The organism is Streptomyces sp. ICC1 (assembly GCF_003287935.1).
In the GTDB taxonomy this organism is placed as follows: domain Bacteria; phylum Actinomycetota; class Actinomycetes; order Streptomycetales; family Streptomycetaceae; genus Streptomyces; species Streptomyces tritrimontium.
In genome coordinates this window covers 585921-609026 of sequence record NZ_CP030287.1, presented here as the reverse complement: position 1 = coordinate 609026, position 23106 = coordinate 585921, and the positions used below count along the sequence as shown (strand labels likewise).

11 protein-coding genes, 1 tRNA gene and 4 pseudogenes are annotated in these 23106 nt (G+C 66.2%); 7 read left to right on the top strand and 9 right to left on the bottom strand.

Annotated elements, in window-relative coordinates; all coding sequences use genetic code 11:
- Nucleotides 1-104 precede the first annotated feature (104 nt).
- Nucleotides 105-308 carry a cold-shock protein gene (locus DRB96_RS02815; RefSeq protein WP_112446604.1) on the bottom strand — a complete coding sequence of 68 codons (204 nt, stop codon included), beginning with the start codon at nucleotides 306-308 and terminating at the stop codon, nucleotides 105-107.
- Nucleotides 309-1095: 787 nt separating this feature from the next.
- Here DRB96_RS02815 and DRB96_RS02810 point away from each other — a divergent pair.
- The 4 genes from DRB96_RS02810 (at nucleotide 1096) to DRB96_RS02795 (ending at nucleotide 2989) form a co-directional block, all read left to right on the top strand.
- Entirely contained in the window at nucleotides 1096-1317 is a 222-nt protein-coding gene (locus DRB96_RS02810) for a hypothetical protein (RefSeq protein WP_112446603.1), read from the top strand.
- Between the two features lie 182 nt (nucleotides 1318-1499).
- The gene (locus DRB96_RS02805; protein WP_030722049.1) at nucleotides 1500-1889 is read left to right on the top strand and encodes a hypothetical protein; all 390 of its coding nucleotides are present in this window, start codon (nucleotides 1500-1502) and stop codon (nucleotides 1887-1889) included.
- A 200-nt stretch (nucleotides 1890-2089) separates the two neighbouring features.
- A complete protein-coding gene (locus tag DRB96_RS02800; protein WP_112446602.1) occupies nucleotides 2090-2344 on the top strand; it encodes a hypothetical protein in 255 nt (84 codons plus the stop codon).
- Nucleotides 2345-2422: 78 nt separating this feature from the next.
- Complete coding sequence (locus tag DRB96_RS02795) at nucleotides 2423-2989, top strand: DUF2716 domain-containing protein (protein WP_112453170.1); 567 nt, start codon at nucleotides 2423-2425, stop codon at nucleotides 2987-2989.
- Here DRB96_RS02795 and DRB96_RS02790 read toward each other — a convergent pair.
- The 4 genes from DRB96_RS02790 to DRB96_RS02775 all read right to left on the bottom strand — a co-directional run bounded on the left by DRB96_RS02790 (nucleotide 2952) and on the right by DRB96_RS02775 (nucleotide 10081).
- Nucleotides 2952-4547, bottom strand: a complete 1596-nt coding sequence (locus DRB96_RS02790; RefSeq protein WP_239516755.1) for an ISL3 family transposase — start codon at nucleotides 4545-4547, stop codon at nucleotides 2952-2954. The genes DRB96_RS02795 and DRB96_RS02790 overlap by 38 nt on opposite strands.
- Nucleotides 4525-5094 (bottom strand): HAD family hydrolase, encoded by a 570-nt coding sequence (locus tag DRB96_RS02785; protein WP_112446600.1) that lies wholly within the window; start codon nucleotides 5092-5094, stop codon nucleotides 4525-4527. Before DRB96_RS02785 ends, DRB96_RS02790 begins: the two co-directional genes overlap by 23 nt.
- 153 nt (nucleotides 5095-5247) lie before the next feature.
- A tRNA-Arg gene (locus DRB96_RS02780) sits at nucleotides 5248-5320 on the bottom strand.
- A 549-nt stretch (nucleotides 5321-5869) separates the two neighbouring features.
- Nucleotides 5870-10081 (bottom strand): LamG domain-containing protein, encoded by a 4212-nt coding sequence (locus tag DRB96_RS02775; RefSeq protein ID WP_162688498.1) that lies wholly within the window; start codon nucleotides 10079-10081, stop codon nucleotides 5870-5872.
- 871 nt (nucleotides 10082-10952) lie between these two features.
- Between DRB96_RS02775 and DRB96_RS02770 the strand changes: the two genes are divergently transcribed.
- The 3 genes and pseudogenes from DRB96_RS02770 to DRB96_RS44210 all read left to right on the top strand — a co-directional run.
- Nucleotides 10953-17780: an RHS repeat-associated core domain-containing protein gene (locus DRB96_RS02770; RefSeq protein ID WP_162689047.1), complete on the top strand. Its 6828-nt coding sequence runs from the start codon at nucleotides 10953-10955 to the stop codon at nucleotides 17778-17780.
- Complete coding sequence (locus tag DRB96_RS02765) at nucleotides 17777-18688, top strand: hypothetical protein (protein ID WP_112446597.1); 912 nt, start codon at nucleotides 17777-17779, stop codon at nucleotides 18686-18688. The genes DRB96_RS02770 and DRB96_RS02765 overlap by 4 nt, the downstream gene beginning before the upstream one ends.
- Before the next feature lie 118 nt (nucleotides 18689-18806).
- A pseudogene (locus DRB96_RS44210) lies at nucleotides 18807-18987 on the top strand (enoyl-CoA hydratase/isomerase family protein); the annotation flags it as partial.
- Nucleotides 18988-19028: 41 nt separating this feature from the next.
- On the opposite strand, the pseudogene DRB96_RS02755 reads toward DRB96_RS44210, so the two are convergent.
- The 4 genes and pseudogenes from DRB96_RS02755 to DRB96_RS02740 form a co-directional block, all read right to left on the bottom strand.
- A pseudogene (locus tag DRB96_RS02755) lies at nucleotides 19029-19259 on the bottom strand (integrase core domain-containing protein); the annotation flags it as partial.
- 49 nt (nucleotides 19260-19308) lie between these two features.
- Nucleotides 19309-19827: pseudogene (locus tag DRB96_RS02750) on the bottom strand (IS30 family transposase); the annotation flags it as partial.
- A gap of 72 nt (nucleotides 19828-19899) precedes the next feature.
- Complete coding sequence (gene ltrA / locus DRB96_RS02745) at nucleotides 19900-21702, bottom strand: group II intron reverse transcriptase/maturase (RefSeq protein ID WP_112453169.1); 1803 nt, start codon at nucleotides 21700-21702, stop codon at nucleotides 19900-19902.
- Nucleotides 21703-22381: 679 nt separating this feature from the next.
- Nucleotides 22382-23062 (bottom strand): annotated as a pseudogene (locus DRB96_RS02740) (helix-turn-helix domain-containing protein); the annotation flags it as partial.
- Nucleotides 23063-23106 lie beyond the last annotated feature (44 nt).

The following is a 23106-nucleotide window of genomic DNA, read 5'->3' as shown; positions in this document are numbered from 1 at the left end:
CTCTCACTGTTCGAACCGCGGGTGGACCCACCGCGGGAAATGCATGCAGCTGGGGCCCGCACCCCGAGGGATGCGGGCCCCAGCTGCAGAATGCGTGTCAGCGCTTAGGCGGGAACGATGTTCTCGGCCGTCGGGCCCTTCTGGCCCTGCGCGATGTCGAAGGTGACCTTCTGGCCCTCGTTCAGCTCGCGGAAGCCCTGGGCGGCGATGTTCGAGTAGTGGGCGAACACGTCAGGGCCGCCACCGTCCTGCTCGATGAAGCCGAAACCCTTTTCCGCGTTGAACCACTTAACGGTACCAGCAGCCATGTCATATCTCCTTTGGGGCAATACATCGGCGACTGCACTGTGCGGACGCCGTGTCGCCGCGATGATGCCCCGCCCGGTAAATGACCGGGAAATACAAAGCGCTTCCAGTGGAATGAATTCCGGCTGGAGGCGCTTGAAGTTCTTGGGTACCACAACTGCAACCGAGATCGACAGTAGCATGCTGCAGCGGCCTGTGTGCGTGAGATATTTCCGTCCGCCGTGTTGCGGTAGAAACTCTCCCCGCGGGATCCGTTAAATCCTTAGGTCGCGGTGACAGATATTGATTCGCCCCGACCGCAGCGTTTTTTAGGTGTTCGCCACCGGCTGCAGGAGGCGGCAGCGAAGTCGGCTGGTTGGGGACGTGTTGGGGACAGGTTCCGACGTGGCGGACCGTTGGAGCGGTCCTCGCGGTGACGAAGTCCTGTACGGCAACGAACGCGAAGTCGTGGTCGTGGAGATGGTCTGGGTACCCGGAGGGGGCTTGACGGTGCGCAGTCCTCCCGTGCCCAAGTGCTCGATAGGACCCCCTCCGGCGGCTGGGGCGCCTGGGGTCGGTGGGGTGCTGTGCCCCCGCGAGCTGGGAAGCGTGGGCGGGGTGGTTGATTGTCCGCATTTCAGGGTGCGAACTGGCGAATCGGAGCGGGCCTGTGGTGTGGGTCACGCGAATTCCTGCTCGCGGTGTGAGCTGAAACAACCAGCCTGGCCCTGCTGGCCAGGGCCAGAGCACTATCACCGCTGAGAGCGGCCTGGCCCTACCCGTAGGGCCGGACCTGGGAGACTAGGGATCATGACCGACCGTCGACCGCTCTCGCTGCCCGCCTTCTCCGAGCCCGCTTCCGACGCTCCCGTACCCGCCCGGGCGGGTGGACGCCGGCTGGTGCCGGTCGAGCAGGGCGCCGACTTCCGCCAGCCGCCCGGCGAGGCCGAGCCCGAGCCCGCACCCGCCCCGGCCCGACGTCCGCTCGCCCCCGGCAGCCCCGCCTTCTCAGACCCGGACCGCCAGATCTGAGCGCTACCACCACGGATTGCGCCACGTCCAGGATCAGCTCACCACCTAGCCCCACAGCCCGGTGTGCCAGCGCCTCCACCTGGACAGTGGTCGTAGCCGGCCCGGCTCCCGCCTCGGATACCGTGTTCCTCTACGGGGTGCCATAACAGATGTGACGCCCCCCACCGGAGGTAGGTCAGCGTATGAGTTCAAAGCGCAGCAAGAATCCAGCCCTGCCCGTACTTGACGACGCATTCCGACTCGAGTCGGTCAAGGACGCCGAAGAGTCCACCCGTGACTTGGCCGCGCGGCTGGCCACCACCGAGCTGCGCCGCGTTTCCCACCCGGGCCGGGTCACCTGGGAGCCCACCGATCAGGCCGAGCCCGTACCGGTCCCGCCGACTGTGGTCGACGGTGACGGGGACCTGTGGCTGCGGGACCGGGGCACTGGAACCTGGACCATGCCCGAGTTCAACCCGAAGGAATTCCCGGCCCGCTGTGGCGAGGTTCTGACGTGGAACCAGCTTGCCCGCGAGTTCGGCCCGCTGACCGCACTGGCCGACGACCGCCGCATCGGCGGCGGCCGGCGCTGACCGCGCAGCCTTCTGGATGCCGCGCCCCTGAAGCGCCCGTTACGGGTAGCTGGGAGCTCCAGCTCACCGCCGAGCTCGACGATGGCGGCGATCAGGTGAGCGTGGTGGTGGCGTGCGACAGCCTCGAGCAGCGTGGTGCGGGCCTGGCGCCACCCGATGTCCTCGGTGCGGCCGGCGTCGGTGGACCAGCCGGGTAGCGGTTGGCCTTCAGCTGCCGTGGTGAGCGCGCGGCCCAGCTCGCCGATCGACTGCTGCCAGTCGGCCAACTGCCCGAGCAGGCCGCGCACCAGCTCGTCGACGGCGGCCGCCGGGCCGGCGCCGAAGGCCCGCGCTTCGGCGCCGGCCTCGGCGAGGACGTCTTCGTCCAGGTCCTCGAGGGCCTCACGCCACGGAGCGGCCGCAGCGTCGAAAGCGGCGGGCGAACACGGCAACGGGGTGCTGATGAGGATTCGTGAAAATGGCTCTGACCGGAGTTCCGTGAACGGCTGCTCGTGAGCTGACCACAGAGGGCTGATCGGTAGGATCTGCGGGTGATGAAGGAGCCTGTGGTCCAACTTTCAGAAGCGGAGTACCGCAACGTCTGGGACCGTTTCGACGCGGAGTTCGCCTTTCATCCCGGTATGAACCAGGCTAAATGGCCGGCTATCAAGGAGCCTCTCGACTCCGTTACCTGGAGCTTGGCCTCGTTGGACGACGACCCTGAATATGAGCGGCTCGACCGGCTCGTCGAGGTGGTCGAGCAGGGCCTTACAGCCTGCGTACCTCCGCAAGGCACGCTGTTCGCACTGGACTGGCAACACGCCTCGTTCCGATTCTCGCCTCACCTCGTTCGCGGCTCCGAACAGGAGCAGTGGCCCCTGAGCCCGTACCCCGATGGCGACTACTACATCTACCTGTCAGAGGACTTCCTGACCGGCAGCTTCGGTCACCCCTGGGAGGGGTCACTGTGCCTGTTCGGGCAGGGTCTCCTTGATGTCGCATCAGCGAAGATCGATGACATCCTGGGCTCTCCGATCCGCAGGTCTGGCCAGCATTCTCATCACGTATCGCGCGTCGATGGACTCAGGAACGCGCGAGAATCCGGGTCCGAAGAAGGGTGAACGAGGCTCGGCCGTACATGGCCCGCTTGATTGTCTTGACCCTGTTGACGTGGCCTTCGACGACGCCTGAGCTCCAGCTCAGGGTGAGTCCCGCGGTGACGGCGTCGAGGTCTTGGCGGAGGAAGCCTGCGAAGCCGCTGATTGGCTTCGGTGCGTCTCGCTCGGCCTGGCGGATCCACTCGGTGAGCAGGAAGCCGCGTCGGTGGCGGAGGAGTTCGGCGAAGGCTCGGGCAAGGTCGCAGGCACGGGCGATGTCGGGGCAAGCGATGCGTACTTCGAGCAGGCGGCGGTCGAGTTCGGGTGGGAGTGTGTCCTGCGGTCGCATGATCCAGCCGGTGATCTTGCGAGGGCTGGGGATGTCGGCGCGGACGGGTTCGGCGTTGCCGACGCGAAGGGCCGCGAGGTGTTTGCGGACGACCTGGCGACTGCCTCGGTAGCCGCGTTCCTGGATCTCCAGGAAGAGGCGGCTACCGCTGACCTGGCCGAGACTCTCGGTGAACCGGGTATTGAGGTATGGCTTGAACGGTTCCAGCACTCCTGCCGGGCGTCGTTCGTTGGCGGAGGCGAGCAACTGGTCGAGGTCAGTGTCGCGGAACCGTCGGACGGTCTTGCGGTCGAGGTGGAGACGACGGGCGATGGCGCTGATCGTCCAGCCAGCCGCAACGAGTTTCTGGACGTCGGTGTAGCGGTGCCGGGTCCGTTCGACGATCTGCGTCCGGGGTAATTCGTGGACTGGGACCTGTATGGGCGGTGGTGCCTCTCGGATGCGGCCGGTCTCCTCGTCGGCCCGTTTGCGCAGGCAGGCGCGGTGCTGGTGGCAGGTCTTCTCCACTGCGGCGGCGAGGTTTTGGAGCAGGTGCCAGCGGTCGGCGACTTCCACAGCGTCGGGGGCCGCTTGCTTGATTGCCCGCGTGTAGGCCGAGGCCCGGTCTCGGCAGATGATCTCGGCGCCGGGATGGTTGCGCAGCCAGGCGGCCAAGGTCTCGGAGGTGCGGTCGGGCAGGACGTCCACGACCTGGCCGGCCTCCACGTCGACCAGGATGGTTCCGTACGTGCGGCCCTTGCGAAAGGCGAACTCGTCGACGCCGAGGACCCGCGGGGACCGTTCCGGCGCCATCGGGGGCTCCAGAAGTCCCAGCAGCCGCGTCCGTCCTGCGACGAGATGCAGGCGACGGCACAACCGTTCGCCGGCCCGGCCGCCGAGCTCGACCGCGACCCGGCGGAGCCATGTCTTCAGCCCGAGGCTGGAGCGACGGTACCGCTCGCTCAGGCCACTGACCTGTTCGACGAAGGTCCGCCGCCGGCACGTGGCCCGGTCGCAGAAGAATCGTCGGACGCGCAGCCTGACCAGTAGCTTTCTCCCGGTCAAAGGCCGCTCGGCCAGGCGCCTCTCGTAGCAGGAATGCACCCGTCGAGCCCTGGCGTTGCATCCCGGGCATCTGGACGGCGGACCGCACGCAGCCGCCACGACGACCAGGATGTCCGCCGTGAACTCCACACCCTCCAAACGCACGTCGACATCCGGAAACAGCACATCATCCAGCGAGCAAACCCCCACCAGCAATGGATGCCCTGCCGGAACGTTCCTTCACACACCCCCTGACCTGGGGATTCACGGAACTCCGGTCAGAGCCGTGAAAATCCCCAGGGTCGCTCTTCCCCTCAGCTGGTTGGGGGTTGAACGTTCTGGGGAGCCTGGGGAGCCTGGGGAGGCAGCGCTGGACTGGCGCCCCGACTGGCTCGGCGGCGATGAGGTAGACACGCGGGTCCGGCTTCGCGACACCGATGTGGGCGGTGTTCACCACGGCGTCGGCGAGGACGTCCAGCCCCTGCCGAGCGAGATCCGAATCCAGCCGCGTGGTCGCGTTGGAGACCAGGGCGACGGTGACGGCCTTGCGGGCGCGCTTGAGCAGGGCGACGACCTCTTGATCAACGCGTGGCATGAGGTCGGACCAGGCGGTGACCACGGCGCGGGCGCGGTCCATCTCCCCGAAGCCGATCTCGCGATCGCCGAGGCCGCCGCCCGGCTCGTACCGCGTGCCCGGGTAGCCGGACAGGAAGCCCCTGCCAAGGCGGCCGCGGAGCCGGAAGAAGGCGCGGAGCACGTGCCGGATCGTGCCGATCCGTCGGCGGGAATCCCAGAGGCCGCTGGCACGTCCGCTCACGCACCGCTCACGCAAACGGCCCCGGACGCGGAGTCCGGGGCCGAATGGAGCGCCTTCCTGGGAAGAAATCCCAGGTCGGCGGCTTGCGTGCTGTGCCCTCGGCAGGATTCGAACCTGCGACACCCGCTTTAGGAGAGCGGTGCTCTATCCCCTGAGCTACGAAGGCGGGGGCTTGTCGGAAACGTTGCCGGAACCCCAGAGGGATCACGTGAGCTGCCTCGACAAACATGCTGGTCAGATGACGTGCATACACCCAGATGGAGATGCCCTCGCGGACACTTTCCCGGGCACACGCCTGGTAGTCGTCTGACCGCTGACAGCCTAGCGGATGGTGCTGGGAGTGGTCGCATGGATTGCCGTGGGAGTGGGCCTGAGGTGAAGGCATGGTCGTGACCTGGGGTTTCTGAGCGTCTGGGGTGGTAGATGCGGGCGGCGGGTCGACGCGGTGGGTTCGGATCAGGCCGGTGTTCTCGTCGGAGATTTCCACAGTGCGGGATTTCGAGGGCGCTTTGGGGACGGTGGCGTCCCCGACCAGGAGCTGGCGGCGCTCAGGTCGACTCCAGACCTTGGGGGCGTCCGCGGGGAAGAGTCCCATGAGCCTGCTGGCAGCCGGTGGGCCGTTGATGGTGGCTTCTTGCGCGGGCTGCCCTGGGTATGGCGACGGCCGCCCTCCCGACTACAGGAAGGCGGCCGTGTTGGCTAGTGAAGTCCCGTGCTACGGGGTCGGGGCGGGCAGTGTCACTGTGGCCAGGGACGGAATGGTCCAGCGTTGGGCGTCGTCTCCGTGGCAGTCCCACAGCCAGAGCTGGATGCCGGGTGTGGTGTTCATGTGATCCAGGTCGATGCACCGGCCGGAGGCCGGATTGTAGACAGAGCCGTCCGCGCGGGGGAGGAACGTCTGGTTGGGCCCTTGGTTGCAGGTCCACAGCTGTAGCAGGGTGCCGGCAGCTGTGGCCGCGCCGGTGGCGTCGAGGCATTTGCCTTGGATGCGAATGGTTCCGTCGCCTCGGATTTCGAAGTTCTGGTTGTCGCCACCTCCGCAGGTCCAGATCTCGATCTTGCTGCCGTCATTGGTGGAGCCGTGGTCGTTGTCCATGCAGTTGGCTGCTGCGGCGGTCAGCGTGATCGGGCTCTTGGTGCCGACTGCGGCGGGGGCGGCGGCGTACGGGTAGGTGGCGAAGTTGCTGACGCCGCCCTTCAGACTGTCCAGGGGCGCGCCGTTGGCCTTGTAGCGTCCGAAGACGAGCGAGCCGCTGGGGGCGGGGCTGGTCGAGGCCTTGTGCGTGCCGCTTCCGGCGAGCACGCCGTTGACGTAGAGGCTCATCAGGCCGCTGTCGGCGTTGTAGACGGCAGTCAGGTGGGCCCACGCTCCGGGGGTGAAGACGGCTGCGTTGTTGGTTGCGGAGGTGTAGTCGAAGGGATAGCCGTTGGCGTCCGCGTAGGCCAGGCCGAAGTGCCACTGGGAGGTGGATTCCTCGGCGTAGAGGCGGAACGAGCTGCCGCGCGTGAGGTCCTGGCTGGCGATGATGCTCATCCCGGTTCCAGGTTTGGCCCAGGTGCTGATGGTGAAGCTCTTGCGGGTGTCGATCACGGGGCCGGTCGTGGTGATGGTGGACTGGGCGCCGTTGAAGTTCGCGTACGGGGTGGAGCGGCCACCGATGGACTCTGTGGGCCAGGCGATGTTGGCAGCGGTGGCGGGGTAGTTGCCGACAGCACTCGGTGTCGTGGAGGTGCCGGCGGTTTGCCCGGCCAGCTTCCATTGCGCGGTCGGCTTGTTGAGGTTGCCGAGGGGGGTGGGCTTCGTGGAGAAGCCCGTGCTCGTGCCGGAGAACGCCACGAGTTGCTGGTTGCTGTCGATCGCCCAGAGATCGGCGCGGCCGTCCCCGTTGAGGTCCCCGTACGAGCCGACCTGCGGGTACAGCGCGGGGTCGAGGGTCGTGATCGCTGTAGCCGGCGTCTGGCCCGACGGCGGTGTCAGCTGGGTGGTGGGTACGCCTGCGGCGTTGAAGGTCAGTGAGTAGCTGTGGATGCGGCCCGTGATGTCGTCGCGCGCCCAAAGGGTGGGCGTCCCGCCGACCTTGCCCGGGGCGATGAGGGTGGTGCCCGACCAGTCGCCGGTGCCGAGCAGCATGCCTTGGCCGAGGCGGGAGTCACCGCTGAAAGTGCCGGGGTAGTACCAGAGGCGCTTGTCCTCGATGGTGATCAGGTCGGCGAGTCCGGCCGGGTTGTTGAAGCTGCCCGGGGCCAGTATCTGGGTGACCTTTGACCAGTCTGCCGGGTATCCGGTGCATGGGGCTGCCGTATTGCACGAGGGCTTGATCGGGATGTGCGTGATGTTGTCCGTGAGCGTGAAGCGCCCCGGAGTTCCGTTGCCGGAGGCGTCGTTGCCGTAGACGTACATGCTGTGGGTGGTTTTGTTGAAGGCGAAGATGTCGTCTACGCCGGACTGGCTGAGGCTGCCCCGGTGGGTGATGAGGTAGTTGTCCCAGCCCGTGTTCTGGTCAGGGCTCCTGTCCGGCGTGGATGCTGTGATGGGCGTCGCGGAGGCGTCCGTGTTGCCGGGGATGAGCAGGAGGTTTCCGCTGCCGGCCCGGTCGGGCCTGAGGATGTCCGGGATCCCGTCCCCTGTGACGTCTCCCGCGGTGACCGGCGTTGCCGGGTTCCAGGGGGCGTAGAAGCTGTAGGTGGCGGGGCCCGCGTTGTTGGCTCCGTCCACGGCCTGGACGTAGAGGGTGTGTGTGCCCCACTGCTGGGCGGTGAGGTTGATCGGGATGTTGGCGGTGGCGGCGCCGTTCGCGTCCGGTGTGACGGTGATCTGCTGGGCACCGGTCGGTGGAATGGCCGTATCGAGGGCGTACTCGAAGCGGCGGATGCCGCTGCTCAGGCACGCGGTGAGCTCACAGCCGGTGGGAAGGACGTCCGTGCTGGATACGGGGATGGTGATTCCCGTGTCGCCGGCGTGTGCGGTGGGGGTGCGGCCACTGCCGAGCGGAGGGAACGCCGTGGAGTCGCCGAACGCGGCGGCGGTGGGAAGCGTCAGGTCCACCTTGAAGCTGCAGTTCGAGGTCCAGGGACCGTCCAGGGTCCCGTCGTATGCCTTGACTCCCCAGCCGTATCGGTGACCGTCGGCCACGGCGACGTCCACGTTGGTCCGTGCCGTCGTGCCGGATGCCACGTAGGGGCTTCGGGGCTGGGAGACGGTCGCGGCACCGCCGCTGCCGTTGTTCTTCATGTTGTCCCAGACCTGGTAGACGGCCTGGAGGTTCACGCCCTCCATAGGTGTCGTCAGGCGGGCGTTGAGCGAGATGTTGCTCTTTCCACCGGTCGTGGAGGTGCGGCCGATCCAGCCGGGGGTACCGCTGTTGCAGGCCGCACCGGACGGGTTCGCGGAGTCGGGCGTAGTGCTGGGGGAGTCAGGCGCGGCCGGTGGGATGTCGAAGACCGTGGTGATGTACGGGTTGGTGCTGAACCGCATGAAGCCGTGGTTCGTCGCCGAGGTACTCGCGTTGCCGTAGAGCCCGAAGGTCCAGGTGTCCGCGTCCTGTGAAGCCACCTGCCGGATGCGGTCGGTGATGTCGAAGTTCGCGTACTTGTAGCCACAGTCGAAGTAGGCGCTGGAGATCTGCTGGGTGTCCACGGTGGCGATGACACCGGGACGGTTGCGCCAGTTGGTTCCGCTGTGGATGCGGTCCGTCTGCTTCACCGTGATGGGCCACGTGTTGGAGCAGCCGTGATCGGCCCCATAGGTCTCGGTCAAGTACAGAGTCGACTTCGAGATGACCATCTGGGGTGACAGCGCGCTCGTGTTGATCTCGAAGAACGACTCCTGCATGCCAAAACAGGTGGAGGAGTACTGTTGGTAGCCGACTCCCTCTCCGTTGGTTTGCGGCTTGTCGTAGGTGGTTGCGGTCTCGCAGCCCTGTTGGGCGACGACGAAGTGGCCCGTTCCCGACGTCACCGGATTGACGATGGGGTCGATGTAGACGGGATAGGTCGTCCCTGTGCCGGTGAGCAACTCCTGGTTGGGAGTGAGGGTCAGCGCGTCGGGCCGCGTCGAGATGCCGATCGGCTTGACCTGAGCACCAAGGCCGGGGCTACTGGCCGACGACCGGGTCTGCGGATCCTCCTGGGGAGGGGCAACGGGGCCCTCTCCGCCGGCAGCAGCCGCGTTGCGGAGGAGCACGGAGGCCTTGCCTGCTGCGGCTGCTTTCTGGCCCGGATCCGTACGGGAGTCCCACATGAGCGGTGTGGCGCTGGTGTACGCGGGGGTTCCGTCGGGAGCGGTGGCCTGGAAGTTGCCGGCGGCGTCGCTGCCCAAGGTCAGGCCGTCGGCCGTGGTCGCCAGACGCAGGCTGCGCAGCGCCGGATTGGCTGCCGCTTCGGCGTTATGGACGATCAGGACCTCGCTGAAGGCGCCCTGGTCGTTGACGGAGGCCTGTAGGTCGACTCCGGCGAAGACCTCCGGATACAGAGCGCTGTTGCCGGTGACCTTCGGGGCGGGCAGGGCGGTGGGGAAGGACAGCGTGATGCGACGGCCTTCGCCGTTGGTCAGTGTTGCGAGGGGGCCGGTGCCGCCTCCGGAGAGGGTCACGCCCGACGGTGTCGCGAGCGGGGTGTAGGTGCCGTCGACGTTCCGCTGAAGGGTCGCGTCCACCCCGGTCCACTTTCCGGACTTCAGGACGCGTACGGGCTTCAGACGGGTGGTCGTGCTCAGCGAGCCGTCAGGGTTCGCGACCGTTTCCGCGGTCGTAGTGGTCAGCGTGGTGACCGGGGCCGGCTTTCTTTCGGCCTTCGCGCGCTGGATCGCCCCGGGGATGGAACCAGCGGGTGGCTCAGCAGCCGCGGAGGCAGTGCCGGAGGGCGCGACAGAGCGCGTACCGGCGAAGGCGGTCCCAGGACCTGCGGCGAGCAGGCCGAGGGCAGTCATGAGAACAGCAGCCCGTCTAATGTCTGAAATTCGATGTTGCTGCATACGTGGTATCCCCCCACATGGCGCTTTTGCCGGATGGTTTCATCCAGCCAAGTTGCGAACGGAAATGGCCAAAGATGCGCAGTCTTGTGGCATGTTGAATTATCCGTTCCGGCTTTCTTGAGCCGAATCGACCGGCCTCAACGAGGTGCTATTGGGGCACACCCATCTAAAGGGTTGAGGCCTGATCCGCGAGAAGGCTATTGCGGTTCGAGTTGTCGTCGCAATACTGTTCCACTGATCTTGCAGGGCTGATTGCGGCTCTGTCTATTTCCGGTTCTTCTTGGACCGCGCACTTGGGGTGGGGACTGTCAAGGTGCGTTCATCGATTCGTAGATCTACCGGTATGCCCGTTAAGGGTTGGAGGCGTCGGGCCCTGTTCGTCACGGTGATGACGGCGGCGATGTCGCTTGTCGTGCCGCTGGCCAACGCCGACGGCATGGTCGGATACAAGTACACGGGCAAATCCTGGCCGGATGGCACATTGCCGGTTTTGCCCGTGGTGAAGGGCCACCCGGTCAAGGGTTCGGCCAAGCCTGCGGCTCCGCGTACTCCGCAAGGGGCGCGCGAGTTGCGCGCCCACGTGCCGAAGACCCCCAAGTGGTCGACGGCGGGCACGGAAACCGTCTCGGTGAACCAGCCCACGAAGGCGGCGTCAGGCTCCCTGCTGCGCTCGGACAGTGTCGGCGCGGATCCGGTTCAGCCGGTCCGGGCCGGAAAGTCGCCGGTCTGGATCGCTCCGGCCGCGCCTGCCGGGGCACAGGGCGTAGCGCGTTCAGCCGGCGGGGCGCAGAGCGGCCCGGCAGCGGACGGCCCGACAGCCGTTCGCGTGCAGACGGCGAGCCGTCAGCAGACCGAATCGGTGAACGTCAACGGCATGCTCATCGGTGTGGCGCCCACCGACGGCAAGGCAGTCGGCGGCCAGTTGTCAGTGGGCGTGGACTACGGCGAACTGGTCAACGCATATGGCGGCGGATGGGCATCCCGTCTGCATCTGGTGTCCCTGCCAGGCTGCGCTCTCACCACTCCGTCGGTTGCCGCCTGCCGGGTGCAGACCCCCCTGCAGACAGTCAACGACCCGACGAAGCAGCGGCTCACGGCCAACGTCGACATGCCGAGCAGCACGCCGCGGTTCAAGGATGCGGTCCTCTCCGGTGCGGCGACCCCGCTGATGGCCGCGTCGGCCGCGACTCAGGAGGTCGCCGTCGCGGCGGTGTCCGACACGGGTGGCTCGCAGGGCGAATACGCGGCGACGTCCCTGTCGGCGTCGGGATCCTGGGCGCAGTCGGCATCCGGTGCCTTCACCTACAGCTACCCGATCGCGGTACCGCCCTCGCTGGGCGGCACGGCGCCCTCCGTGGCGCTCACGTACAACTCGCAGTCCATCGACGGGAAGACGTCCGCGCGGAACTCGCAGTCCTCCTGGATCGGTGACGGCTGGTCGTACGCGCCGGGCTTCATCGAGCGCTCCTACAAGTCCTGCAAGGACTCGGGGATCAAGGACTCGGGTGACCAGTGCTGGGCCGGCTTCAACGGCACGCTTTCGCTCGGCGCGCACACCGGCCAGCTCATCCGCGGCAGTGACGGCGTCTACCGCCTGGCGTCCGACGACGGCACGAAGATCGAGCGGCTCAGCGGGGCGACGAACGGCCTGTGGGATGGCGAGTACTTCAAGGTCACCACGACCGACGGCACCGCGTACTACCTCGGCCTCAACCACGCGCCCGGTACAGCGGCGGACTCCGCGACCAACAGCGCCTGGGGCATTCCGGTATACCACCCCAAGTCGGGGGACCCCTGCTACAGCGCGGCCAAGGGCAACGCCTCCCGGTGCGACGAGCAGGTCGGGTACCGCTTCAACCTGGACTTCGCCGTCGACTCGCAGGGCAACGTCCAGCGGTACGACTACACGACCGAGTCGAACTACTACAACATGGGCTTTGGTCAGGTCGCCGCGAAGGGTGAGGGTGGCACCCTGACCCCGTACACGCGCTCGGGCGAGCTCACGCGCATCTCCTACGGCTACAAGCTCGCCGACGCCGTCGCCGGCAGGGACCCCGCGGCTCAGATCAACTTCGACACCAAGCAGCGGTGCACGACCTCCGACACCGTGTGCGCGGCCGGCAACCTGTCGAAGGACACGGCCAAGAACTGGCCCGACGTCCCCTACGACATCAACTGCCCCTCCACCTACAAGACCAAGGGTGAGGGCGACGACGTCTGCCGGTTCGGTTCTCCGACGTTCTGGTCCACGCACCGGCTGATGGGCATCAACACCAAGGTAAAGATCGGTACGGGTTGGCAGGACGTCGACTCGTACTCCCTCACGCACGTCTTCTCCGACGCCGGTGGCGTGATCGACCCGGTCACCGGGAAGACAGGCAAGCCGGACAGCGCCGGAATGCTTCAGTCGATCCTGTGGCTGTCCTCCATCCAGCACACCGGGCGGGACACCACCGGCGGTGGCAGCAAACCCCTCACGATGGACCCGGTCACCTTCACGGGCATCGAGATCGACAACCGCGTGGACGGGCTGACGCCGGCAGCGCCGGCGCTCTACCACCCCCGCATCTCGAGCATCCGTACGGAGACCGGCGCTTCCACGGCGGTCACCTACCGAGATCCCGAGTGCTCGCGCGTCAAGAACACGATGCCCGCGGCGGCGGACAACAACACGATGGCCTGCTACCAGGCCTACTGGGCCCCGTCCGGGGTGGCAAAGCCGATCGCCGACTGGTTCGTGAAGACCCTCGTCACCCAGGTGGTCACCAGCGACCTCACCAAGGCGGGCTCTCCTCACCAGGTCACCAACTACGAGTACGGCGGCGGCGCGGCCTGGCACCGGGACGATTCGGAGCTGACCGACGACGAGTACCGGACGTGGAACGACTTCCGCGGCTACCGCACCGTGACCACGAAGTCCGGCGTCGCCCCTGACCCGATCACGCAGTCCGTCTCGACGTACCTGCAGGGCATGGACGGCGACTACAAGAAGGACGGCACCCGGCGATCGGTCTCCTTGACCAACTCCCTGGGCGAATCCTTCCCGGACAGTGACTGGCTGTCCGGCGCCACGCTGGAGTCGCAGGTCTTCACGGCGGCCGGTGGGACCGTCACCTCCAAGACGCTCAACGGTCCGCTCACCACGAAGGTCACCTCAACTCAGAGCCGCACGGCCTGGACATCCAAGGTTCCCGCTCCGGCATCGTTGTCCACGCTGCCGGGCCTGGTTTCCCGGCGGACCACGGACGTGGCCAACCGGTCGATGGGACTCATGTCGACCGGGGCATGGCGCACGTCGAAAGTCGTAACCAAGTACGACGACCTGGGCCGGGTCCATCAGATCGACGACAAGGGTGACGTCGCCGCACCCGAACAGGAGAACTGCACCACCACGACGTACGCATCGGCGCCTGCGAGCAACCCGATGATGGTGACCCTTCAGAGTGAGGTCATCGCAGTGGCCGGCCCCTGCACCACGACGCCTGGTGCGGGTACGACCCTCAGCCACAAACGGTTCTTCTACGACGGCGACGGGTCCGTTACCAGTCCTGGCACGCACGGGCAGCTCGGGCAGACCTGGGCCTCGGACGGAAAGACCCATTCTGTCGGCCGGTTGACAGCGGCGCAGGTGGTAACCAAGTACGACGGCGCGGGGAATCCGGTCTTCCAGACCAACGGCGGTCTGACGTATGACGACTACGGGCGCGCCATCAAGCAGACCGACGCGGCTTCGCAGTTCACGACTATTTCGTACACGCCTTCCTCGGTGACCCTGCCGACCAAGGTCACTACGACGTACCCGCAGCCCTATGGCTGGACATCCACGATGGACGTGTCTCCGGCGCGCGGGCTGGATCTCCAATCTGTCGATGTCAACGGTCGCGTCACCGCCAGCACCTACGACACGCTGGGCCGCCGTACCGCAGTCTGGACACCGGGCCGGGACAAGGCCACGCAGACCCCGGACCGCAAGTTCACGTACACCGTCAGCGGGGCCGGCGACAGCCCGAACCCGCCGTCGGTCACCACGGAGACGCTCCGGGATAACGGAAGCTACGGCAAGTCCGTCACGCTCTACGACGGCATGCTCCAGGTTCGTCAGCAACAGTCGACGACCGCGAACAACTCCGCCGGCCGTCTGATCAGTTCGACCGCCTACGACAGCCACGGCTGGGCCGTCTCCAGCATCGCGCCCTACGCGGATCCGACCACCGCTCCTGGGACCACCCTGTGGGTCGAGGCCGAGAACACAGTGCCCAGCCAGGCCCGTCAGGTGTACGACGGCCAGGGACGTGTCACCGCCTCGGAGCAGTGGTCGAAGGGGGCCAAGCTCTGGCAGGGAAGCACGACGTACTCGGGTGTCGACAAGACCTCCACCACTCCGCCCAAGGGCGGGCAGGCCACGCTCACCTACACCAACGCCATCGGCCAGACGACGTCCACCCAGTCCCTGGACACCACGGCAGACAACAAGCTGACAGCCGGCAAGACCATTTCATCCGGCACCACCATTGATTCCCGGAGCGTCCGGCTCGTCATGCAGGCGGACGGCAACCTCGTCCTGGCCGCCATAACGGACGGCAAGACTCTCTGGTCCTCGGGCACTGCCGGCAACCCGGGCGCGAGTGCGACGGTCCGTGCCGACGGCAACCTCGTCGTCACCAGCATCACAGGAACCGTTCTCTGGTCTTCGGGTACGGGCACCGCCGGAGCCACGGGCGCTTACCTCCTCGTCAAGGGCGACGACACCGCCCAGATGTACGACGCCGCCGGAACCTCCATCTGGACGTCCGGGACCGCGGGCAAGGCCGCCACGGCTGACGCGACCACCACGTACTCGTACACCCCTGCCGGAAACGTCGCGTCCATCGGCGACACCGCCGGCAATAAGTGGACCTACACGTACAACCTGCTCGGCCAGAAACTGTCCCAGACCGACCCGGACACCGGTACCTCCACCACCGGCTACGACCTGTTCGGGCGAGTGATCCTGAGCACCGATGCGCGGGGCAAGAGCCTCTCCACCACCTACGACACCCTCGGCCGCAAGACCGGTGAATACGAGGGCACCAGCACCACGGACCAGACCAAGAAGCTGGCCGAGTGGACGTACGACACGCTCCTCAAGGGACGCCCGACGTCCTCGACCCGATTCGTGGGCGGAACAGCCGGCAAGGCGTACACGAAGAAGATCGACGGCTACACGACCGCCTACCAGCCCACGGGCACCACGACGGTCATCCCTTCCGACGAGGGCAAGCTCGCAGGGACGTATACCGCGACCGCCGAATACACGCCCACTGTAGGGCTGCTGAACTCAACGACCTACGGCGCCGACGGCGGCCTGCCGGCCGAGCGGATCGGGTACGGGTACAACCCGCAGGGCGGCCTCACCGGGTACGGATCCGCCACCACCCCGTACCTGAACAAGGCCATCTACACACCGCTGGGCCAGGTCATCCAGTCCACGTACGGTCCCTACGGAAAGCAGCTCCGCACCGCTCAGACCTACGACGACGCCACCGGCCGACAGGCCACCAACAGGGTCAGCCTGCAAACCGGCACCACTGGCGACGCGGTCGAAGACACCACCTATGCCTATGACGAGGCTGGCAACCTCACCGGAACGTCCAGCGTGCAGTCCAGCGGCGGATCGGCCACCGGCACGGACACGCAGTGCTTCCTCTACGACGGGCAGAACCGCCTGGCCCAAGCCTGGACGGACACCAAGGGTCTCGCGGCTCCGAAGGCCGGCCAGCTGTCCAAGTGCAACACCGCGCAGCCGACGTCCACGACGATCGGCGGACCGAACCCGTACTGGCAGTCCTTCACCTACAACCAGCTCGGCGACCGCACCCAGCAGGTCAAGCACGACCCCGCGGGCAACCCCCTCAAGGACGTCACCCAGACCAGCACCTACCCCGGCAGCGGCTCCACGCCGGCGGCCCAGCCGAACACGGCCACGTCCATCACCACCACGGGGCCCACCGGTACGACCACGCTGACCCCGCACTACGACTCGGTCGGCAACACGACCAGCCGTGACACCAAGGCCGGCACGGCCGCGACCACGACCCAGACGTTCACGTACAACGCCCAGGGCCGCACCGAAACGGTCACCACCCCCAAGCCGGGCGGCGGCACCCAGACCGCAACCTACCTGTACGACGCGGACGGCGGCCTGCTGATCCAGCGGTCTCCGGACAGCGACACCCTCTACCTCTTCGGCGGCACCGAACAGCTCAAGCTGAACAACACCACGAAGACGGTCGAAGGCCTCCGCAACTACACCAGCCCCGACGGCACCCGGATCACCCGCTCCTCCACCGGCTCCGTCACCTACCAGCTCACCACCCCGCAGAACACCTCCCAGCTCCAGATCGACGCAACTACCCTCACGGTCACCCGCCGCGCCTTCGACCCGTACGGAGCCCCGCGCGGCACCGCCCCGCCGGCCTGGGCCGACAACCGCGCCTACCTGGGCCAGCCAGTCGACCCCACCAGCGGCCTGAACCTGTTGGGCGCCCGCAACTACGACCCGGTCATCGGCCGCTTCCTCACCTGCGACCCGGTCTTCGAAGCCGGCGACCAGAACCAAATGGGCGGCTACACCTACGCCGGCGACGACCCCGTCAACATGAGCGACCCGTCCGGGCTATTCGTTGGCTGGGCCGACGTCGGCAAATTCCTCGCGGGGGTGGTCGACGGAGCGCTCGGAGGCATGAATAGTGTCAACCTCGGGTTTAATGCCCCCGGATTTCTGCTCAATAATTGCGTTGAGATTTATAACGGCAAGAATAAGAAATTCAACGACTGGACCGGCTACAAGGCGCCGAAGCGGCATGTACCAAATCTCTGGGGTGGCCGGCCGGCCGGTGAGCTCTTCAATATCGATCCGGACTCGAAGGCTTACCAGGCTGGCTGGTGGACTGGGCTCATCGGCTCGCTCTTCGTGGACGGCTACGGTGTGGGCAAAGTCGGGGTGGTCGCATACCGGGAGTATAAACTCGCTAAGGCTGATGGCCTCGGCGGAGGTCAGTCCCTCATCTCGGCACTGAAAAGCCTCATCGATGACACCCCCAAGCCCGCAGGCAAGGACACCCCGGCCGACTCCGCTCCGGACAGCACGTCGCCCAGCACCCCGGAATCAGGCACTGCGAAGGCTCCGGGCGGGGACGGGTCGTCCTCCGGGGCGGATTCGGGGCCCGGTCGAGGTCCCTGGCCAGCATCAAGCGATATACCAGGTCCAGCTGCCGGAAAGAACCTGAAGGCACCCAACGCGCGCCATACTGTTTCGGGGTCGGCCAGTGGCGAGGTGAGGGGGAACAACACTGTCATCCTGCGCGGCGAGATGGGCACCGTTAAGCAGGATGTCGCTGACATTGCCAGTGGGAAGGCGGCCTATATTAGTGAACTCGACCGCTACCAAGTGAACAATCGCCTATATGGTGTCGAGCACTCAGGGACGGTGTTCCCTGACTCCGGCCCTGGCTTCGTGAGTCTCGACAGGAATGAGTACGCTGCCCTGCAGCAGGTCGCCAAGGCGAAAGGTGACCTTAGTGCCGCGCCGCAGTTGAGCAGGAACCCGCGCTTCACCAACAATCCAGGAATCGTCGAGAAAGCGCTCGCCATCTACAACGGGACGTACAAGTGACGTACAACCTTCTCACGGTCGACGCTGTCAGGCCCACGGCCATGGCCGCCGCACTTGCCGCATGCCTCGGGACGGCAGCTAATGACGTGGAGATGGTCGACCCCGATGGCGACCCCGGTCTCCCGAACTGGGATGCGCCTGTCCTGTGCACTTACCAAGCGACCTTTGGCGACGTCGCGTGGTCGCTGGACATCTACATCCAGGACTACATCACCGTGCGGCCGACCGAGTCCGAGGTTGCCGCCGGACTCGCGCAGGCCACAGCGACGACGGTCCTATTCCCTGCCGTTGAAGCACCCCCCAGCGCATACTGGGCTGTGACGCCGGGAGGTCTTCTCACGCGTGCACGGCTCGAACCGTCCGATGACGAGCCCCCACTGCTTGAGGTGACCGCCGTCGAGGAGGCTGTTCCGCAGCTTCCGCGGGCGATCGTCACGCGTTTCGCAGAGATCGTACGGGAGCAGCGGCTGGCAAGCCCTGTAGCCGAGGCCTTCAAAGTGTCGGTGGAACAGCTACGGCGCACTGACTCGAACGGGGCTCGTCCCTCTCTCGATGACGGAATCGGCAGCATCCTCTGGGCTGTGCAGGACAACCTGGTCATATGGGAACGGGTTATCCGGCAGATGGAGTCCGGGTGGGCGCCGTCGGGTTGGTATCCGGCAGACCTCTACCGAGAACGACTGGAAGCCCGGGACGAGCTCGCCCGTATCGGTGCACGTCTGCCGGGTGAGGTCGCCGAGCTTCTTGATGGGGCTCTGGAGGATTTGGACTGCCGATTCGTCGCGGCAACAGACGGAGACGCGTCGGGGAGTCTTTACAGAGAGCTGATGGGTGTGTCCGTCGAACCGGGCATGGCTGGTTGGTGGTGGCAGCGCTGTCCGAATCCCAGGCCTTGGGCGCGAATGTGATGCGCACCGGCCCGTCCGGGCTGATCGAGTGCCAACTGTATTCAAGGCGGGGACCGGAGGCCGTCGAGCAGGGGCTGGGGAGAGGGCCCACTTGGTGGGTGATGAGTGACGACGACCCGTGTTGTGTACCTGTGACGGCTGGGCTCGAGTGATCACCCTGAATCGGCGCGGGCCCTCAATGTGCTGACCCACCCCATGGTGGCGCGGATGGCCGAGGCGCTGGTCGGGTGGGAGCGGGACCCAGGCGTCAAGCAGGTGGTCATTCAGGGGCCGGGGAGCGTGGGCTTTGTGGCGGTGGGGTGAGCTTGTTCCGCTTTGACGGACACCTTTGGTGTGGTGGTCAGGCGGCGAGGGCGGTCTCGTATTCGGCGGGACTGCGGTAGCCGAGGCTGCTGTGGAGCCGGTGCAAGTTGTACCAGCTCTCGATCCACTCGAATATCGCGGTGCGTGCGGCAGCCCGGCTCGGCCAGGGGTTGGTGTCGCCCAGCTCGTTCTTCAGGGTCGAGAAAAGCGATTCCGCGAGCGCGTTGTCCCAACATTGCCCAGTGCGTCCGACCGACAGGCGGATGCCGACCTCGGCTGCCAAGAGGGCGAGTTCACGGCTCGTGTACTGGGCGAGTTCAACCGATCGATGCAACACCGGGTTTTTGAAGTGAGCGTAGTTGCTCTTCGAAGACTTCGGCGGGTGTCTTCCACCCGAGGATCTTGCGGGGTCGGCTACTGAGTGCGTATGCGACGGCTTCGAGGTCTTCGGCGGACCACCGAGACAGGTCCGTGCCTTTCGGAAAGTACTGTCGCAGGAGCCCGTTGGTGTTTTCGTTCGTCGGTCGCTGCCAGGGCGAGTGGGGGTCAGCAAAGAACACCCGCGTCCCGCTCTCCATGGCGAACTGGGCGTGACCGGAGAGCTCCTTCCCGCGGTCCCAGGTAAGGGTCTTCCGTAGCTGCTCGGGCAACTTGGTCATCGACTCCGTCAGTGCCGCGTTCATCGCGACGGCCCCGTATCCGCCGAGCGCTGGCCCGTTCTTCACATACGGTTCCTCGCCCCAGCCGTCCAGCCGTGGCAGATGGACCAGGAGCGTGGACCTGCTGCTGCGCTCGACGAGCGTGCCGATCGCGGACCTACCCGTCCCGATGATCAGTCGGGTAGCGGGGACGCATTACTGCGTCCCCGCCCCCTCAGAACCGTGCAAGCAGCTTTCACCGCACACGGCTCAAGCAAGCCCCAGAGGCTCGTTGGCAGACAAAAGTGCTGGACTCGTCATCGCGGCGTCTCCATTCCGCCGTTGACAATGGGTGTGGAGGAGACGGGGTCGTTGACCGTCCGGCGTGCTCCCGTCCGGGAACGCGATGTATTGCTTGGAGATCGCCTTCCGGATGACAGCCCGCCATACTTCCCATTCTCCTGGGCTTTGTGGCGGGTGGTCGGCGTGCAGGAGGAGCCCTCCGCAGATCGAGCACCGGCCGTGCTGTGCCTGTAGTAGGCGCACGGTCATGGCATCGACCGGTAGAGGGGTTCCCTTGCGGCGCCGCTGAGCCCAATAGGATTCCAGGGCAGGATCGTCCGGGGACGCCTTCCCCTTGACCAGTTGGTGCCGGACTATCTTCGTCCAGGAGAACTTGAGCAGGTAGGCACCGCTGTCGCGGTCACCGAACACCCACCGGTCGTTCCTGGACCTGTTGAACCGGCCGAAGTACTTGTCGGATATCCAGTGCTTCGGCTTGTTCGGGTGGCTGTGTTTGGCCCACTTGTAAGCGAGCTTCCACATGTGATTGTCCAGCGCCGTGAAGATCTCGCTGGACACCACCGTCCGGTAGTAGGCCGACCAACCCCGCACGATCGGGTTGATCTTCTTGAGTACCGCACCGGCGTTGGCCCCTCGCAGAGCCACCATTTCGGTACTGAGCCGTTCCCGGATCCGTCGCTGAGCCGCTTTACTCGGCTTGATCAGCAGCTTGCCGTGATAGCGGCGGACGTTGAACCCCAGGAAGTCGAATCCGCTCTCCGCGTGGACGATTCGTGTCTTGTCCTCGTGGAAGGCGAGTCCCCTGGGCGTCAGCCATGCAGCCAGCCGTTCCTTGACCTGCTCGGCCTGTTCACGGCTGGTGCACATCGCGACAAAGTCATCTGCGTACCGCACCAGCACGGGGCTGCCGCTTTGCGCACTCCCGGCATCTCTGCCGGTGGTGTAATAGCGGACCCCTGCGGCTTCCTCCATTCCGTGCAGGGCCACGTTGAAGAGCAATGGGCTGATCACCCCACCCTGTGGAGTTCCCTCCTCGGTCGGGGCGAACCGACCGCGATCCACGACCCCGGCCTTCAGCCACTGACGGACCAGTCCCCGGGCGGGGAAGGTGCCGAGAGCGGCCATGAGCCGGCCGTGGTCGATACGGTCGAACGCCGCCGTCAGGTCCGCGTCGAGCACCCACGCACGCTGCGGGTTCTTCCCGTTGAGCGTGGAGTAGATGGCCCCGATCGCGTCGTGACAGCCACGGCCGGGCCGAAAGCCGTACGACTTCGGCTCGAACCGCGCTTCCCACTCGGGCTCCAATGCTCCCAATGCCACAGCTTGCAGGCACCGGTCAACAATCACGGGAATCCCGAGTCCGCGCTTCTTCATGGTCCCCGGTTTGGGGATGAACACCCGCTTGACGGGCTTGGGAATCCATGGTCGGGAACGGTGCTGAACCCAGTGGGCCAATGCGGCCTTGGACTGGGAAAGCAGCACTACCTTTCCGTCGACTCCCGCCGTCGCGCGTCCAGCATTGATCTCCGTGACCCGTCGCACGCTCAGGAGCGTGTTCGACCGGGACCGGAGCATCAACTTCTGCAAATTACGGACCTTCTTCAGATCCCCTGCCTGCGATGCCGTGAAGATTCTCTGCCGCAGACGCCGTACGTCCTCCTCGACCCGCCGCCAGTCAATCGACGCCCAGTCCAAGTCTTCGCCCTCGGGTCCGTTCACCGGTGCAGGAGCAGCCGGAAGGGCCGAGGCCAGCCCGTCCGCTATCTGCATGATGTCCAACTTGCCCCTCGGTTCCGTCGTCTTTGTCCAGTGATTCTGCACAGGCTCACCCGGCCCACGTCAGCACCCTTTCGGGTCCGGGCAGATCACCCGTATCCGGACGGTTATGCGAGGCGACCGGCGGAGAGTCCGATCTTCTGCCCCGGGTTTCCGTTTCCCTTCGGCTTCCGGCATTGGCTTCTTGGGCCGTCCTGTTCCCGCTGGGGAGTTGAGCCTTCCTTACGGTCGGCTGACCGGGCCAAAGCGGCCCGGACCCCAACGGGGTTTCCACGTTCCACACGAATGAGATACGACCGGGGTGGGTGCTCCCTTTACCCCGAGGCGGCGGTGTCCACCTGGCCGGAGTGACCTCTACCAGCCAGCGCCTGCCGCTTCTCGACGGCTAGCCATGCACCCCACTCACGCATTCCATCGGCGGGGCTTGGGATCACGAGGCATCATCGGGAGTTCATGTACTTCACCCGTCCGGTCTTCCCCTTGCCGGTAACTCCCGGATGGAACGGAAGTTCTTGGGCTTTCCCCTGAGCTTCGCACCACTCCGTTACCGGCATCGCACGTCAAGGGCGGGGACGGGTCACACGGACACGGACCCGTGACTGCACCTACAGCTTCATCAACTGCCTCTCCAATCGGTCAGTCCACTCAAATTCGTGCAACTTCGTGTCGCACGGTCGCCCTCCCAATGGCCAGGGACAGCACGGTCGTCGGCCTCGGCCGGGCGCTCACTCAAAACGACGTCAGCGGTGACGTGGCCCTGCCGCTTGTTTCGGGACCGAGTCCTTGGCTCCCGCAACGCACGGCCCGTGCGCAGACACGTGACCAGCTCGCGCTTGAGCGCGCCCCGGCCCTCGATGAACAGCGACTGGTAGATCGCCTCGTGGCTGATGCGCATGGACTCATCATCAGGGAAGTCGACCCGCAGCCGGCGCGCGATCTGCTCCGGACTCCATGCCGTCGACCACCGCCTGTCCTGGCGGCGGGGCTTGTTCAGTCCCTTCCACGGTGCCGTCGCAGGACCTGAAACGATCGTGCCGTCGGGCCGACGGATGTCACCGGCGAGCCGGTCCTGCACGTACTCACGTAAACGGTCGTTGTCCACGAGCTTCGCCGTCTTTGGGCGCTTCGCGGCCTGCTGCGCCTTCCACTGGGCTACCACGGCGCGGTAGACCGGCTTGCCGCTCCTGGTCGCGGCGTTGCGACGCAGTTCGCGAGAGATCGTTCCCGGGGCGCGCCCGATCGTGCGGGCGATCTCACGCACGCTCTTGTCCTGAGCTTTGAGCAGTGCAATCTCCTCACGCTCGGCGAACGACAGGTACCGGCCCGAGGGCTCGTCCAGACTCAGCGGCGCCATCCCGCCAGCGTGTCGGAACCATCGGATCCCGACCGGTGCCGACA